Below are 17,004 nucleotides of genomic sequence, written 5' to 3'. Positions count from 1 at the left end.
TAATCACCGCGATATGGCGAAGCGCTATGAATAATAGTGCGTCGCTTATGCATAATTTTTCATTTTTTTGAATAATGATGCATAACGGAAAAGAGGAAACACAGTTTGTGGGACCGTATGAGAGAGTAGCATGTTGTGGAACATGAGAAAGGAGCGTTCATGAAATTCGATTTCATGGGCGTTTTTTTTCACGCGAGTGACAAGCCGGATTCCGTGCCTGCGCGACACCGGCAGCTGCAATGAAACTCTCAGAACCTGCGAAACGTGCTTTTTCCCGTTGGCAAAATAAAGGGTTTTCAAGGACAGAAAGGATGGTTGACGGATGGCTCAGAAGGTATATCTTCTGCTTGCAGATGGAAGATACTTTGAAGGAACGAATTTCGGCGCTCCGGTTCATGATGTGACGGGAGAGGTCGTTTTTACGACCGGTATGGTAGGATATCTTGAGACACTGACAGATCCGAGTTACAACGGACAGATCGTCATTCAGACATTTCCGCTGGTAGGCAATTACGGTGTGATCCCGGAGGATTTTGAGAGCAAAAAGATCTGGCTGTCGGGATATATCGTAAAAGAAGAGTGTACAACTCCGTCAAACTACCGCTGCGAAGGAGATCTGGATACCTTCCTGAAGGATCAGGGCATTCCGGCAATCAGCGGCATCGACACCAGAGCCGTGACGAGAATCATCCGCGAGGTCGGAGCGATGAACGGCATGATCACCGCCAAAGAGCCGCCGTATTCGGATGCACTTTTGGAAGAGATCCGCTCTTTCAGCGTAACCCGTGCGGTCGAGACCGTCACTCCGGAAAAGACCGAGATTTTCCCGGCAGAGGGAGAGAAGAAATTCCGCGTTGCCCTCTGGGATTTCGGCGCGAAGGACAATATTCGCCGCGAACTGCAGAAGCGCGGCTGTGAGGTGATCGATCTTCCGGCATCCACCACGGCAGAAGAACTTATGAAATATGAACCGGACGGCATCATGCTGACCAACGGCCCGGGCGACCCGAGCGAAAATGTCGGCGTCATCGCAGAGATCCGCAAGGCGGCAGACAAAAAGATTCCGATGTTCGGCATATGTCTCGGCCATCAGCTGATGGCACTGGCGATGGGCGCGGAAACCGGAAAAATGAAGTTCGGCCATCGCGGCGCAAATCAGCCGGTTAAATTCCTTGAAACCAACCGCATATACATCAGCAGCCAGAACCACGGATATGAAGTAAAGGCAGACAGCCTTCCGGCCAACGCGAAGCTGTCATTTATCAATGTAAACGATGGCACCTGTGAGGGAATCGATTACACAGACCGCCCGGCATTTACCGTACAGTTCCATCCGGAAGCCTGCAGCGGACCGCTGGATACGAGATTCCTGTTTGATCGTTTTATTGAGAACATGAAAGCCGCAAAATAAGGAGGAAGCACAATGCCGTTAAATAAGAATCTGAAAAAAGTAATGGTAATCGGTTCCGGTCCGATCGTCATCGGCCAGGCCGCAGAGTTTGACTATGCGGGAACACAGGCATGCCGTGCCCTGAAGGAGGAGGGACTGGATGTTGTTCTGGTCAACTCCAACCCGGCGACGATCATGACCGATAAGGCGATCGCGGATCAGGTATACATTGAGCCGCTGACACTGGAGACCGTCAAGAGAATCATCCTGAAGGAGAAGCCGGACAGTATCCTGTCGACTCTGGGCGGACAGACCGGTCTGACCCTGTCCATGGAGCTGGCAAAATGCGGCTTCCTTGAGGAACACGGTGTGAAGCTTCTGGGCGCAAATCCGGAGACCATCGACAAGGCGGAGGACCGCCAGTGCTTCAAGGATACCATGGAAGCGATCGGCGAGCCGTGTATCCCGTCGGAAGTGACCACCACGATCGAGGATTCCGTCCGTGTGGCGGAGGAGATCGGATATCCGGTCATTATCCGTCCGGCATTTACCCTCGGCGGAACCGGCGGCGGTATTGTAAATAATGAAAAAGAACTCCGCGTGATCGCGGAGGAGGGACTTCGTCTTTCCCCGATCACACAGATTCTGGTCGAGAAATGTATCTCCGGATGGAAGGAGATCGAGTTCGAGTGTATCCGCGACAGCAACGGCAACGTCATCACCGTCTGCTCCATGGAGAACTTCGATCCGGTCGGCATTCACACCGGTGACTCCATCGTTATCGCTCCGGCGGTGACGCTGGCGGATAAAGAGTACCAGATGCTTCGAAGCGCATCCCTGAACATCATTCAGTCCATGGGAATCGAGGGTGGCTGCAACTGTCAGTTCGCACTGAATCCGGAGAGTAAAGAATATGCGGTAATCGAGGTTAACCCGCGAGTATCCAGATCTTCCGCGCTGGCATCCAAGGCGACCGGTTATCCGATTGCCCGCGTCGCTTCCAAGATCGCGATCGGCTATACCCTCGATGAGATTCCGAATGAGGTAACCGGAAAGACCATGGCCTGCTTCGAGCCGGCGCTGGACTATGTGGTTGTCAAGTTCCCGAAGTGGCCGTTTGATAAGTTTGTGTACGGTCAGAGACGTCTCGGAACCCAGATGAAGGCAACCGGTGAGGTTATGGCAATCGGAAGAAACTTTGAGCAGGCACTCCTCAAGGCAATCCGCGGCTGCGCCATTTCCCAGAATGATCTGAACATGAAGACCATCATCGCTCTGTCCGATGAGGAACTCAAGGAAAAGATCCTTGCGCAGGATGACGAGAGAATCTTCGCGATTTACGAGGCGCTGAAGCGCGGCGTGACCGTCGACGAACTCCACCGCATGACGATGGTGGACGAGTGGTTCCTGGAAAAACTGCAGCACATCATTCGCATTGAAAAGGATCTGTGCGGCGGATACTCCGATGAAGTATACGATGAGGCAAAGATCTACGGATTCCCGGACAGCGTGATCCGTCAGCTGACCGGAAAAGAGGATCTTCCGCACAAGCCGTTCAGCTACCGCATGGTTGATACCTGCGCGGCGGAGTTTGCGGCGAGCACCCCGTATTTCTACAGCACCTACGGCGAGGCGGATGAAGCGGAAAACTTCATTAAAGAGCATGCTTCCGGGAAAAAGGTTGTCATGGTATTCGGTTCCGGCCCGATCCGGATCGGTCAGGGTATCGAGTTCGACTTCGCTTCCGTTCACTGCGTATGGTCTCTGAAGAAAGCCGGTTATGAGGTTGTCATCGTCAACAACAACCCGGAGACGGTTTCCACCGACTTCAACGTTGCGGACAGACTTTACTTTGAGCCGCTGACACCGGAAGACGTCATGGACATCATCCGTGTGGAGAAGCCGATCGGCTGTGTGGTTGCCTTCGGCGGCGGAACCGCTATCAACCTGACCAAGACGCTGGTGGAGAACAACATCCCGGTTCTCGGAACCAATGCGGACTCCATCGACCTCGCGGAGGACAGAGGTAGATTTGCAAATCTTCTGAAGAAACTGAACATGAAGCAGGCTCCGGGCACAACGGTATTTACCGAGGAAGAGGCGCTTGAGGCGGCAAACCGGATCGGATACCCGGTACTGATGCGTCCGTCCTACGTTCTCGGCGGTCAGAACATGATCATCGCCTACAGCGACGCGGACATCAAAGAATACATGAAGATCATTCTCTCCCACAAGATTGAGAATGCGATCCTGATCGATAAATACCTGATGGGAAAAGAGCTGGAAGTTGACGCCATCTGTGACGGCGACACCGTTCTGATTCCGGGTATCATGGAACATGTCGAGCGCGCGGGCGTTCACTCCGGCGACTCGATCGCGGTATATCCGAGCTTTTTGCTGACACAGAGCCAGATTGACCGTCTGGTGGATTACACAATCCGTCTTGCTCACGCAATGGATACCAAGGGACTGATCAACATCCAGTATGTTCTGCACGAAGACACCATTTACATCATTGAGGTAAATCCGAGATCGTCCAGAACCGTTCCGTACATCAGCAAGGTAACCGGCGTTCCGATGGTAGATCTTGCAACCCGCGTCATGATGGGCGAAAAGCTCGAGGATATGGGATACGAGACAGGACTCTATCCGTGCTCCAAGTACTATGCGGTCAAGGTTCCGGTATTCTCCTTCGCGAAACTTCCGGACGTAGACACACAGCTCGGCCCGGAAATGAAGTCGACCGGTGAGGTTCTGGGAATCTCCAAGTCCCTTGAGGAGGCGCTCTTTAAGGGAATGCTGGCAGCGGGCTTTAAGATGAAACACTCCGGCGGTATTCTGGTCAGCGTTCGCGATGAGGAAAAGAAGGATCTGAAGAATCTGATCAAGGCGTTTGTCACCATGGGATTCACGATCTACGCGACATCGGGCACTTCCAAGTATCTGAACAGCGTAGGTATCTCTTCCAGCGTCATCGCAAAGATCAGCGAGGCGAAAGAAGGCGAGCCGGATACCATTTCCCTGATGGAGTCCGGAAAAGTCAGCTACGTGATCTCCATCTCCGCGAAGGGAAGACTTCCGCAGCTGGATTCCGTAAAGATGAGAAGAAAGGCTGTCGAACTCGGAATTCCGTGCCTTACCGCACTGGATACCGCATCGGTTCTCGCCCTTGCGCTGGAAGGAAAGTATGACGAGGACAACACTGAACTCGTCGATATCGCGCACATTGACCACGGTCATGCAAACAGCGAGGAAATGAAGCGCATGGAAGAGCCGGATATCGTAATTCCGGGATATGTTCTTCAGGAAAACGACTGATCATAACCGCTGCCAAAAAGCACGGAATCAGAAATGAACATCCATAACAGCGGGATCAGCGAAAAATCCCGAAAACAGAGAGCAGGCGGAGCAACGGCAGGAACAGCCGGGGCTCCGCCTGCTTGATGTGCGTAAATATTTTACAAAATAACATGATAATACAGCAAAACTCACAATAATCTTTACAGGTGCCGAAAAAGGAAGTATACTAAGTTACTACACAGCAGTCAGCGATACATGAAATGAATGAAATAAACAGGAGCGGCAGTGAAACTGCCGGTTAGACTATGACAAATGTGAAGCGGGCTTTGGCGATTGCAGGGGTGATAGCGCTGTCGTCGGAGCTGTATTTTAATGTTTTTGTCAACTCCTTCCGCATATCTCCGGCAGTCATTCTCTTTCCGATTCTCCTGATGACAATCGGAAAACAGCTGAGAGTTATGCCGGTTGCATTGAGCACCTCGCTGTGCATCTATATTTTCCGGACCCTGATTCTGGCGGTTACGGGAACGAACGGAGCATCTCTCTGGGAAATGAACATCCCGGCGGCATGCTTCTATGTATGTTACGGCTTCGTATTCCGCGCACTGGTTCAGGACCGGTATGGGGCTTCACCGGCGAATATTGCATGGGTGGCATTTGCCGCCGATCTGCTCTCCAACTTCACGGAAGTGATGCTGCGAGAGGCGACGCAGGGCAATGCGTATTCAGACTTTAACGTGTTCACAAGACTTGCGATCGTGGCATTGTTCAGTTCGCTGCTTGTGTTCCTCGGGATGGTCTGCGCGCGCTGGTATTCGGCGCTTTTGAAAACGGAGGAACATGAACGGCGCTACCGCAGGCTGTTTATGCTGAGCACCGGTCTGAAGAGCGAAGTGTATCTGATGCGCCGCAACAGCGAACAGATCGAGCGGGTCATGGGCAACGCCTATCGCCTGTATGAGGAGCTTCAGAAAAGAGGGCTTCCCGACGATATGCAGAGGATGGGACTGGAGATCGCCCGGGAAGTGCATGAAGTGAAGAAAGATTATCTTCGCATCATAACCGGACTGGAGAAGGAGATCTCGATCGATCCGGCCAGTCCGGATATGAGCTTTATGGATCTGATCGCCATTCTGGAAGATACGATGCACAATGCCATCCTCAAGAAAAATGTTGATATTCAGATTATCACGAACATTTCGTATCCGTTCCGTCTGACGGAACATTATTCCATGATGTCCATTCTGAATAATCTGGTCAACAATGCGATTGAGGCAATTGAGGGCGACAAGAAAAAGGGAACGATCTGGATCAACGAGAAAGAAATCGGGAAAGATATTGTGATTCGGGTCCGGGATAACGGTCCGGGCATCTCGGAACGTCATCTGCAGAACATTTTCCGGATGGGGTATTCGACAAAATTCGATGAAAAGACCGGCAGCATTTTTCGCGGTGTCGGGCTGAACGGTGTGCAGAACATTGTGGAGGACCAGTTCGGCGGTGTAATCACTGTCGTGTCCACGGTGGGAGAAGGAACGGAATTTACGGTCATGATCCCGAAGGATAATCTGGAAAAAGGCGGTCATCGTATGACCGAGGCGGTTCTGGCCGAACCGAGGAATTATGCGTCCGCGGAAAACAGAAACAGTACCGGCGATGTGAAAGAAGAATAAGAAGAAAGTAAGGGCAGGAAAGTATTATGGATAAGATGGAAATCTACATTGTAGAGGATGATCTCTCAGTTATCAGTATTCTGGAGGATATTATAGAAGACAATGATCTCGGAAGCGTCAGCGGATCCAGCGGAGAAAACGGCGCGGATATCGACGAGATCCTGATCCGGAAGCCGGATGTGATCCTGATTGATTACCTGATGCCGGGAAAGGACGGCATGCAGGTTGTACGGGAACTGAAAGAGAAGGGCTGCCGGGCAAAGTTTGTCATGATTTCCCAGGTGTCCAGCAAGGACATGGTCGGAAAAGCCTATGATGCCGGCGTTGACTTCTTCATCAGCAAGCCGATCAATCTGATCGAGGTCAAAAGTGTGATCCAGAATGTGGAGAGCCAGCTGAAGAATGAGAAGACCATCGCCAATCTCCGCACGATGTTCATGAATGAAATCTCTGATATGTCCGGCAACTCCGATCGCTCGAAAGAGGTTACCAATGTGGATTACGAGAAGAAAGTCCGCTATATTCTGAACCGGATCGGCATGTCCGGAGAAAAGGGTGCGGAGGATATCGTAAAGATCTGCGAGTATCTGAAGAGCAGCGGTCAGCCGATCGCTACGGTCAGCATCGGCAGACTGTGCGAGATTATCTCGGATGCGCCGAAAAATATGGAGCAGAGAATCCGCCGTGCGATTTCGGTCGGAATGTCCAATCTTGCTCACCTCGGAGTAGAGGACTTCATGAATGAAACATTTACCGAGTATTCCAATTCCCTCTTCCCCTTCGAGGAGATCCGAAGCGAAATGGATCATATCCGCGGAAAGAGCAGATACGGTGGAAAGGTCAGCATCAAGAAATTTATTGACGCGCTGATGCTGGAAGCGGACCGCAAATAAACATCGGTAACAAACATCGATAACAAACATCGAAAATATACATCGAAAATAAACATATTGGAACGATGTGTCCGCAACATAACAGGACGACTGAAAAATAGATCTGTCGGGATTTCCGGTTTTCCGGAGATCCCGATTTTTTTGGCTAAAAATGAGATGTGAAAAATGACTACAGAAAAGTGCGGATTGGATAAAGAAAAAACAAAGTATGTGCATATCGCACTATGAAATGAAAATATACATAGTATGATTATCCAAAATAACCATGCGAAATAATTATTTTTGCCATAACATTGTGATGTATCCTGTAGTTTTTTGATGATGAATGTTTAGGATATGGTCAGTTACAAAAGTTACATAATTTCATATGGGGGGTAACATTATGGTAGTTAAGCTTGACATGTATCAGGCGGCTGCGGTTGCTACTTTCATGCTGGTTATCGGCCAGCTCCTGGTAGACCGCATTGAGTTCCTCAGAAGATACTGCATCCCGGCACCGGTTGTCGGCGGCTTTATCTTCGCGATCGCACATGCAGCTCTCAGAGCAGCAGGCGTCGTTGAGTTCGATATGGATACGACACTCCAGTCCGTATTCATGACCGGTTTCTTCTGTTCCGTAGGTTATATGGCTGCTTTCGGAATGCTGAAGAAGGGCGGAATCGACGTTATCCGTTTCCTGATCCTTGCAGTTCTGATGTGCTGCGTACAGGATGCTGTCGGCGGATTCGGCGCAAAGGCATTCGGACTTGACGGAAGACTTGGACTTGCAATGGGTTCCATCCCGCTGGTAGGCGGACACGGAACAGCTGGTTCCTTCGGACCGTTCCTTGAGGATCTCGGTGTCGCAAATGCAACTGTAGTAGCAGTAGCGTCCGCAACATACGGACTGATCGCAGGATGCCTGATCGGTGGACCGATCGCATCTGCAAAGATCAAGAAGTACGGCCTTAAGCCGAAGACAAGTGCAACCGGCACATCCACTGATGCTCCGGATCTTGGCGATGGCGATATCAAGGGCGACAACCTTCTTCCGGCTGCTGCTTACATTATTATCGCAATCGGTCTCGGAACCATCGTTTCCAAGCTGATCGGTATGGTTCTTACAATGCCGGCTTACATCGGTGCGATGATCTGCGCAGCAATCATCCGTAACGTAAGGGGCGATTCCACACCGACAACAGAGATCAATGCACTCGGCAATGTTTGCCTGTCTGTATTCCTCGGACTTGCAATGTGCAACCTGAAGCTGTGGCAGCTTGTTGACCTGGCTCTTCCGATGATCGTACTCCTTCTGATCCAGACCGTGATCATGTGGGCATATGCTTCTTACGTCGTATTCCCGGTAATGGGAAGAGATTACGATGCGGCAACCATGGCATCCGGCTTCTGCGGATTCGGAATGGGCGCTACACCGAACGCGATGGCAAACATGTCTGCAGTTGTAAAACAGCACGGACCGGCTCCGGTAGCATTCATGGTAGTACCGCTGGTAGGTTCTCTGTTCATCGACTTCTTCAACGCAGCAATCATCACAGCATTTGCAAACTTCCTGTAATTCTTGAAAACCGATATTTCAAAAATTTTGGGATAAGTCAGTGATTCTTGCGGCCGGTCCCTCTGGGGCCGGCCGCATTTCTTGTTTCATAGGAAATTTCTCCGAAATTCCCTATGAAACAAAAACCGCGTTTACAGACTTTGCCCTGCGGTTGACAAGCCTGTCTGATCGCGGAAGACGGAGAGCTGCGAAGCATGTTCCGGCCTGTGGCTTTGAGCAGAGAATGGTTCGCAGTCAGACCAGTCAAAACAAAATATGGTATATTCTGTAGCTTATATCCTGAATCGGCACAAGATGCAGACGGAACATACGAAAAACCGCTAAAACACTTTAAATCGGCAAATTTGCATTATATCGTCGCATTGTGTAGGAAGTTGTAGAATATAAACAAACGTAAATAACCCGTATCACATGATATGTATTTGATTCGCACATAACACAGCGATATAATGACGACGTAGATAGGAAATGTTCACAAAATCATTCCGGTAAAACATCGGAAAATGTGAATGTTAAACTATAGAATTCATTGATCAACATTTAATACGCAGGAGGTATTACAATGAACGCTTACATTCAGAGAGTTATCGACGATGTAAAGAAGAAAAACGCATCTCAGCCGGAGTTCTGCCAGACCGTAGAAGAGGTTCTTGGCTCCCTTTCCCCGCTGATCGATGCACACCCGGAGTACGAAGAGAATGCTATTCTCGAGAGAATGGTTGAGCCGGAGAGAGCTTTCTGCTTCCGTGTTCCGTGGGAGGATGACAACGGCGTTCTTCACGTAAACCGTGGTTACAGAATCCAGTTCAACTCCGCAATCGGACCGTACAAGGGCGGCCTTCGTTTCGCTCCGAACGTAAACACTTCTGTAATCAAGTTCCTTGGTTTCGAGCAGGTATTCAAAGATGCTCTTACAACTCTTCCGATCGGCGGCGCTAAGGGTGGTGCTGACTTCGATCCGAACGGCAAGAGCGACAAGGAAATCCAGAGATTCTGCCAGTCCTTCATGGAAGGTATGTTCAGATTCATCGGACCGGATGTTGACTGCCCGGCTGGTGACCTTGGTGTAGGCGGCCGTGAGATCGGTTACATGTTCGGCGCTTGGAGAAGACTGACTGGTTCTTACGCTAACGGCGCTCTGTCCGGTAAGGATCCGCTGTTCGGTGGTTCTGCATTCCGTCCGGAAGCAACTGGTTACGGTGCTGTTTACTACCTTGAGGCTGTTCTTGGCCACGAGAACGATGACATCAAGGGCAAGAGAGTTGCAGTTGCTGGATTCGGTAACGTAGCATGGGGCGTTTGCAAGAAGCTTGCAGAGCTCGGCGCTAAGGCTGTTACACTGTCTGGCCCGGATGGTTACATCTACGATCCGGAAGGCATTGCTACAGAAGAGAAGATCAACTACATGCTTGAGATGAGAGCATCCGGCCGTAACAAGGTTCAGGATTACGCTGATAAGTTCGGCTGCCAGTTCTTCGCAGGCCAGAAGCCGTGGGGACAGAAGGATGTTGATATCGTAATGCCGTGCGCTACTCAGAACGATGTAGACATGGACGAGGCTAAGAAGATCGTTGCTAACGGCGTTAAGTACTACATCGAGGTAGCTAACATGCCGACAACCAACGAGGCTCTGAAGTTCCTTATGGAGCAGAAGAACATGATCGTTGCTCCGTCTAAGGCTGTTAACTGTGGTGGTGTATCCGTATCCGCACTCGAGATGAGCCAGAACTCCGAGAGACTGTTCTGGGATGGTGAGGAAGTTGATAAGTGGCTCCACAAGATCATGAAGGGTGTTCACGACAACTCCGCAGCAGCTGCTGAGAGATATGGCCTTGGCTACAACCTGGTTGCAGGCGCTAACATCGTCGGCTTCGAGAAGGTTGCTGATGCTATGATCAAGCAGGGTCGTGCATACTAATTTAAAATCGACTTTCATACAACGAACTGAAAGTTCCGAAAGCCTTGAGGGCCTCGTGCCCTCAGGGCTTTCTTTTTTATAATGAGAAGTTTCAGGGAAAATCCCTTATTAATTCCATTCACAATGAAAGGATGGGGAGCGGAAGCCCATATGCGGACGTTGACACGATGATCGTTCGTTGACACTGAAAAGATCTTTCCATATAATATCAGTACAAATTACGGTTATACATACAATAGACGGTCTGACGGATGCTTCGGCAGATGAGCAGACCGGTAGGGATAGGCTGAAAGGAGACAATGATATGATACCGAGTTTTTCTGTAGACCATCGATATATTGTTCCGGGAATCTTTGTGAGCCGTGAAGACGAGCTGGGCAAAGAAAAGGTAACTACATACGATATTCGCGTAAAAAAACCGAATGTGGAGCCGGTGATTGATGTGGCGGCGATGCATTCTCTGGAACACATTATCGCAACGTTCCTCCGCAACGATCCGGAATGGAAGAATGAGATCATCTATTGGGGACCGATGGGATGTCTTACCGGATTCTATCTGATTCTGAAAGGAGACCGTCCTTCCAGAGAAATCTATGATCTGATTCTGAGAGCGTTTGAGGATGTTCTGACGACAGATGAAGTTCCGGGCGCTACTCCGAAAAACTGTGGCACTGCGCTGATGCACAATCTTGGAATGGCAAAATGGTACGCAAGGGAATTTGCGGAATATCTGAAGGCGAACGCGGATAAGAAAGAGATCTTCGAATATCCGATGACCGAGCGACTGGTTACCGATGACGGAAAGCACTTCTTTGATTCATAAAAGACGCAGGAACCGGAGCCGTGAGGCATCCTTTCTTCCTGAGGGAAAGCAATCAGAAGAATAGAACGACAAAATAGCATAATAAGATAAGACAAATAATAATACAGCAATATAACAAGATAACGTTATATTACAGGAATGCCCCGGAGGCCGGAACGGAAGTCTGGTCTGCGGGGTCTTCCTGTTTCGTAGAAAGTGCTTTGCCAACGCATCTGTCACTTTGCCGTGATCGGCGGGGTGAAAGCTGGCAAGCTCCTGTTAATCTGCCGTGATCAGCGGGGTGAAAGCTGGCAAGTTCCTGTCAATTCTGAGGGGGAACAAAGGCTGCTCGCGAACGTTGCTCCGCAGCAAAACTGCCATCCCTATTACAGTTCGCGGACATGACGACTGCCGCAACACGTCCGGAATTCTCGAAACGTACTTCTCCTCGTTCGGGAACATTTTGTGAATATTCTGTGAAAAATGAGCGGACGAAAAGCGGTGAAAATGGCGGTCTGGTGCGGAATAACGCGGTTCTGAGGTCAGGGGAAAAAACTTGTAGTCGATGGTAATCTGTGGTTAAATATAGATAGAATAGCTGTAATTATCGGACAGCGGAGAACGTAGATTGAATAGGGGAGGTATTCTGAAATGTCAGATGAAATCGCTAAGAACTCCGTGCAGGAAGGCGCAGAGAAGACTATGGCAGATTTTGCCGATGAACTGGACGCATCGTTCAAGAAGATTCATACCGGGGACATCGTCACGGGAACGGTGGTCGGTGTGAGTGAGACGGAAGTGCTGCTTGACCTCGGCACCTATACTGAGGGAAGAATCAGCAAGCAGGATCTGAGCAATGATCCGGCATTCAATCTTCTGACGGAGGTTCACAACGGTGATGAGATTACCGCTACCGTGATCCGCACCGATAAGCGAAACGGCCAGTTGGTATTATCCAGAAAGGAAGCGAACAATACCCTGGCATGGGAGAAATTCAACGCGATGAAGGAAGACCGCACGGTCTTTCCGGTGACAATCACCGAAGCGGTTAAGAGCGGTGTTCTGACAAAAGTAGACGGATTCCGCGCATTTATCCCGGCAAGCCGTCTGACGGATTCATTCGTTGAAAATCTGGATGAGTGGGTTGGAAAGACCGTGGATGTCACGGTGATCGACGTCAACGAGGAGAAAAAGAGTCTGGTTCTCTCCGGAAGAGAAGCGGCCAGAGCGAAAGCGGCAGAGTCGAAGAAGGCGAAGATCTCAAAATGCAAGGTTGGCACCGTGATGGAAGGTACGGTCGAGAGCATTATGCCGTATGGCGCGTTCGTCGCACTGAGCAACGGACTGACAGGACTGGTTCATGTGTCACAGATCAGTAAAAAGAGAGTGGCGAATCCGGCGTCCGTGCTTCAGGAAGGACAGAAAGTGACGGTTAAGATCATCGCGCTCAAAGACGGCAAGATCAGCCTCAGTATGAAGGAAGTTGAGACGGAAGAGGCACCGGACGATGAGGTTCCGGAGTACAAAAACAGCGAAGAACTGACCACGACGCTGGGCGATCTCTTCAAGGGACTGAACTTATGAGGATCGTTCTTCAGGTGGTAAAACATGCGGATGTGAAAGTGGACGGTGAAGAGATCGGATCCATCGGAAGAGGATTTCTGATTCTTCTCGGCGTGGAGGACACGGATACCGAGGAATTGACTGACCGCATGATCGACAAGGTTTGCAAACTCCGAATCCTCTCGGATGAAAATGACAAGACGAATCTCTCACTGGCGGATGTCGGAGGAGAAATTCTCGTCGTCAGCCAGTTTACGCTCTACGCGGACTGCCGGAAGGGACACCGGCCGGGATTCACCCACGCGGGGAAGCCGGATCTGGCTGAGCGGCTCTATGAGCACGCCATTGAGCGATGCAGGATGTATTCGGACAAAGTTGCGCACGGAAAATTCGGCGAGCACATGGAAGTATCTCTTCTGAATGACGGACCGTTTACTCTGATGCTCGACTCCGATACACTTCTGAAATAAAACTTAGAATCCGGCAGAAGAACGCCGGACAGGAAGGACAAGAACAGAAAATGACAGCAAAGGAACTTCAGAAAGAACTCACCTGGGAATTTCCGGATGTAGCAAAAGCGGCACCGGATCAGGTGAAGGCAGCTTATGATTTTGCGGAGGGATATAAGGATTTTCTTGGCAAAGCAAAAACAGAGAGGGAGTTTACCGAAGAATCCGTGAAGCTTCTGGATGAAGCGGGATATCGCCCGATCGAAAAGGGAAAGACCTATCAGCCGGGTGACAAGGTTTATTATGTAAACCGCGGAAAATCCCTGATCATGACCACTTTCGGCAGGAAGCCGATGGAAGAGGGGCTCCGGTTAAACGCGGCACACATTGATTCCCCGAGACTGGATTTAAAGGCCCAGCCGCTTTTTGAGAAAGACGGAATTGCGTATTTTAAACCGCATTATTACGGCGGCATCCGCAAATATCAGTGGGTGACTGTTCCGCTGGCGATGCACGGCGTTTTTGTAAAGAAAGACGGCAGTGTGATCAAACTGAACGTGGGCGAGGAGCCGGGCGATCCGATGTTCCTGATCACCGATCTTCTTCCGCATCTCGGTGCGAAGCAGAATGGAAAGAAACTGTCGGAGGCGATCACCGGAGAGGATCTGAACATTGTGGTCGGATCTCTTCCGTTTGTGGATGATTCCGATGACAAGATCAAGGAACCGGTGAAGTTAAAGGCACTGGAACTTCTCCATGAGAAATACGGCGTGACGGAGAGAGATTTTCTTCGCGCGGAGATTGAGTTCGTGCCGGCGGCAAAACCGGTGGACATCGGCTTCGATCGAAGCATGATCGGCGGTTACGGACAGGATGACAAGGTCTGCGCATATCCGGCACTGATCGCGGAGATTGAGGCGAAAGATCCGGAGTATACCACGGTGACGGTTCTCACGGATAAGGAAGAGATCGGTTCCGACGGCAATACGGGACTGAATTCGGACTACATGCTGCATTATATTGAAGATCTGGCAGCTGCATACCATGCGGATGTGCGTGAGGTTCTCCGCAAATCCATTTGCCTGTCTTCGGATGTCGGTGCAGCATTTGACCCGACGTTCCCGCAGGTATTTGAGAAGAACAATTCCGCATTTCTCGGAAAGGGCGTTTCCCTGATCAAGTACACCGGTTCCCGCGGAAAATCCGGAAGCAATGACGCATCGGCAGAGCTGATGAATCAGATTATGAATATTCTGGATGACCACAATGTCATGTGGCAGGCCGGTGAACTCGGAAAGGTGGATGAAGGCGGCGGCGGCACGGTTGCAAAATATGTGGCCGGCAAGGACATCAACGTCGTGGATCTGGGTGTTCCGGTGCTGTGCATGCACTCCCCGTTCGAGCTGACCAGCAAAATGGATGTGTACAGCGCATATCTTGCCTACAAGGCATTCTATGATTGACACATATTCTCGCAGGGAATATTTGCCATAAAAAATAAAAGAAATTTGAGAGGTTTTAAATCAACATGAAGAAGATGATCAAAGCAAGCATACTTTGTGCTGCGGTAGCAATGGTTGTTGCGTCCGGTTGTTCGAAGTTTTCGTCCAACGCAAATCAGACGACAGCGGCGGAGACGACGGCAGAATCCGCAGCAGATGCGGCGGCAGATGTACAGACGGAGAGTTATGCGGACGAAAGTTCCATCACACTTGGCGAGTACAAGAAGATTCCTGTAGAGGTTACCAAGAGAGATGTGACGGACTCAGACGTTGAGGCTCAGATCAATCAGGTGCTGGCTGCAAATCCAAATTATGTGGAAGTTGATCGTGAAGCACAGGACGGAGATACCGTAACGATCGATTACAAGGGAACGGTTAATGGTGAAGAATTCAGCGGCGGAAGCGCAGAGGGATATATCCTTGTGCTCGGAAGCCATACCTTCATCGATGGTTTTGAGGATGGCGTTGCCGGCATGAAGGTCGGGGAGAACAAAGATCTGAACCTGAAATTCCCGGACGGATACGGCAACAAGGATCTTGCCGGCAAGGACGTTGTATTTAACGTTACTCTGCAGAAGGTAACGGAAAAGAAGGAAGCGGAACTGAACGACGAGTTTGTTCAGAAGGTTGCTCCGGATGCGAAGACGGTGGATGGCTATAAGGCACAGATCCGCAAGAGTCTGGAAGATCAGGCGGCTCAGTCTAAAAAGAGTGAGATGGATCAGCAGATCCTTCAGAAACTCGTGGACAGCTCAACCATTGTTCTCGGAAAAGAGGATGTGGAGAAGGAGTTTAATTCTCTTCTGATCCGCACCACACAGCAGGCACAGCAGTATGGAATTGACTTCGATACCTACGCATCCTATATGGGAACCAATGCGGACGGACTCAGAAAGATGCTGCGCGCCCAGGCTGAAAATACTGTCAAGAGCCGTCTGGTACTCGGCGAAGTTGCGGCGAAGGAGAATCTGAAGGCAGAGGACTCCGACCGCCAGGCGATCGCATCCATGTATGGCTTTGATAATATCGATGCTCTGAAGGAGAGTTACACCGATGCTTCTGACGAGGATATCGATAAAGATGCACTCTACATGAAGGTGATGACTTTCCTGGAGAAGAATGCAGACGTAACTGAAGTGGAACCGACACAGGCGGCAGCGGAGGAGACTTCTGCTGCTGACGAGAGCACGGCCGATGGTGAGAGCGCTGAGGAGACAACTGCAGCACAGTAAGGATTCTTGTCTTTAAACGGTTTCGCCGGACGCTGACATTGCCATTTGGCTGAAGGGAGGATTGTTTATGAGTGAGTACACGAAGATTCAGACTGCCGGAACAAATGTAGCGTTAAAGGTACGAAAGGGTCATTTTGCCACAAATCACGCACACGTCAATTATCACATTGACCTGGCAACCGCAAAGAGCCGCGCGAGCGAGGCGCAGGGACTTGCGAAGGCGCTGGTCAACAACTATCTGTTTGCCACGGTTGTTGACACCATCGTTTGTATGGAAGGTACTTCGGCGATGGGCGCGTTCCTCTCCGAGGAACTGACCAGGAGCGGATTTTTGAACACGAACGCGCACAAGACAATTTACATTGTGCGTCCGGAGTTCAACAGCAACAGCCAGATCATCTTCCGTGATAACCTGAAGCCGATGATCGCGGGAAAGAATGTGATGATTCTCATGGCATCGGTTGTAACCGGCCGCTCGCTGAACCGGGCGATGGAGTCGATCAATTATTATGGCGGAAAGATTTCCGGTATATCCGCGATCTTCAGCGCGATCGATGAGCTCAACGGCGTGCGGATCACCAGCGTATTCGGAAAGAAAGATATTCCGGATTATGCGTATTATGATTATCATGACTGCCCGATGTGCAAAGAGGGACAGAAGATCGAAGGTCTGGTCAATGCATACGGACTGTCCATGATCTGATGACGGGCACTGACGGTTTCATGG

General features: G+C 50.3%; 12 protein-coding genes. All 12 read left to right on the top strand.

Annotated elements, in window-relative coordinates:
* The first annotated feature begins 322 nt into the window (after positions 1-322).
* Positions 323-1,411, top strand: coding sequence for a carbamoyl phosphate synthase small subunit (locus BR86_RS0101280; RefSeq protein ID WP_031471208.1), 1,089 nt, complete (start codon positions 323-325; stop codon positions 1,409-1,411).
* Between the two features lie 12 nt (positions 1,412-1,423).
* Positions 1,424-4,708: a carbamoyl-phosphate synthase large subunit gene (carB, locus tag BR86_RS0101275; protein WP_038287403.1), complete on the top strand. Its 3,285-nt coding sequence runs from the start codon at positions 1,424-1,426 to the stop codon at positions 4,706-4,708.
* A gap of 287 nt (positions 4,709-4,995) precedes the next feature.
* Positions 4,996-6,363, top strand: coding sequence for a sensor histidine kinase (locus tag BR86_RS0101270; RefSeq protein ID WP_051684499.1), 1,368 nt, complete (start codon positions 4,996-4,998; stop codon positions 6,361-6,363).
* A gap of 26 nt (positions 6,364-6,389) precedes the next feature.
* Positions 6,390-7,256 carry a DNA-binding domain-containing protein gene (locus BR86_RS0101265; protein ID WP_330372067.1) on the top strand — a complete coding sequence of 289 codons (867 nt, stop codon included), beginning with the start codon at positions 6,390-6,392 and terminating at the stop codon, positions 7,254-7,256.
* Between the two features lie 379 nt (positions 7,257-7,635).
* Positions 7,636-8,811: a sodium/glutamate symporter gene (gene gltS / locus BR86_RS0101260; protein WP_031471204.1), complete on the top strand. Its 1,176-nt coding sequence runs from the start codon at positions 7,636-7,638 to the stop codon at positions 8,809-8,811.
* A 562-nt stretch (positions 8,812-9,373) separates the two neighbouring features.
* Positions 9,374-10,729 carry an NADP-specific glutamate dehydrogenase gene (gdhA, locus tag BR86_RS0101255; RefSeq protein WP_031471203.1) on the top strand — a complete coding sequence of 452 codons (1,356 nt, stop codon included), beginning with the start codon at positions 9,374-9,376 and terminating at the stop codon, positions 10,727-10,729.
* A 304-nt stretch (positions 10,730-11,033) separates the two neighbouring features.
* Positions 11,034-11,552 (top strand): S-ribosylhomocysteine lyase, encoded by a 519-nt coding sequence (locus BR86_RS0101250; protein ID WP_031471202.1) that lies wholly within the window; start codon positions 11,034-11,036, stop codon positions 11,550-11,552.
* A 630-nt stretch (positions 11,553-12,182) separates the two neighbouring features.
* Entirely contained in the window at positions 12,183-13,115 is a 933-nt protein-coding gene (locus BR86_RS0101245; RefSeq protein ID WP_031471201.1) for a S1 RNA-binding domain-containing protein, read from the top strand.
* The gene (gene dtd, locus BR86_RS0101240) at positions 13,112-13,564 is read left to right on the top strand and encodes a D-aminoacyl-tRNA deacylase (RefSeq protein ID WP_031471200.1); all 453 of its coding nucleotides are present in this window, start codon (positions 13,112-13,114) and stop codon (positions 13,562-13,564) included. Before BR86_RS0101245 ends, dtd begins: the two co-directional genes overlap by 4 nt.
* A gap of 50 nt (positions 13,565-13,614) precedes the next feature.
* Complete coding sequence (locus BR86_RS0101235; protein ID WP_031471199.1) at positions 13,615-15,006, top strand: aminopeptidase; 1,392 nt, start codon at positions 13,615-13,617, stop codon at positions 15,004-15,006.
* A 65-nt stretch (positions 15,007-15,071) separates the two neighbouring features.
* Positions 15,072-16,277 carry a trigger factor gene (gene tig, locus BR86_RS14430; RefSeq protein WP_051684498.1) on the top strand — a complete coding sequence of 402 codons (1,206 nt, stop codon included), beginning with the start codon at positions 15,072-15,074 and terminating at the stop codon, positions 16,275-16,277.
* A 67-nt stretch (positions 16,278-16,344) separates the two neighbouring features.
* Entirely contained in the window at positions 16,345-16,980 is a 636-nt protein-coding gene (locus tag BR86_RS0101225; RefSeq protein ID WP_031471197.1) for an orotate phosphoribosyltransferase, read from the top strand.
* Positions 16,981-17,004 lie beyond the last annotated feature (24 nt).

Source organism: [Clostridium] aminophilum DSM 10710, assembly GCF_000711825.1.
Lineage (GTDB): Bacteria > Bacillota > Clostridia > Lachnospirales > Lachnospiraceae > Clostridium_R > Clostridium_R aminophilum.
Note: the sequence above shows the minus strand (reverse complement) of the source record. Positions and strands in the feature narration are given on the sequence as shown.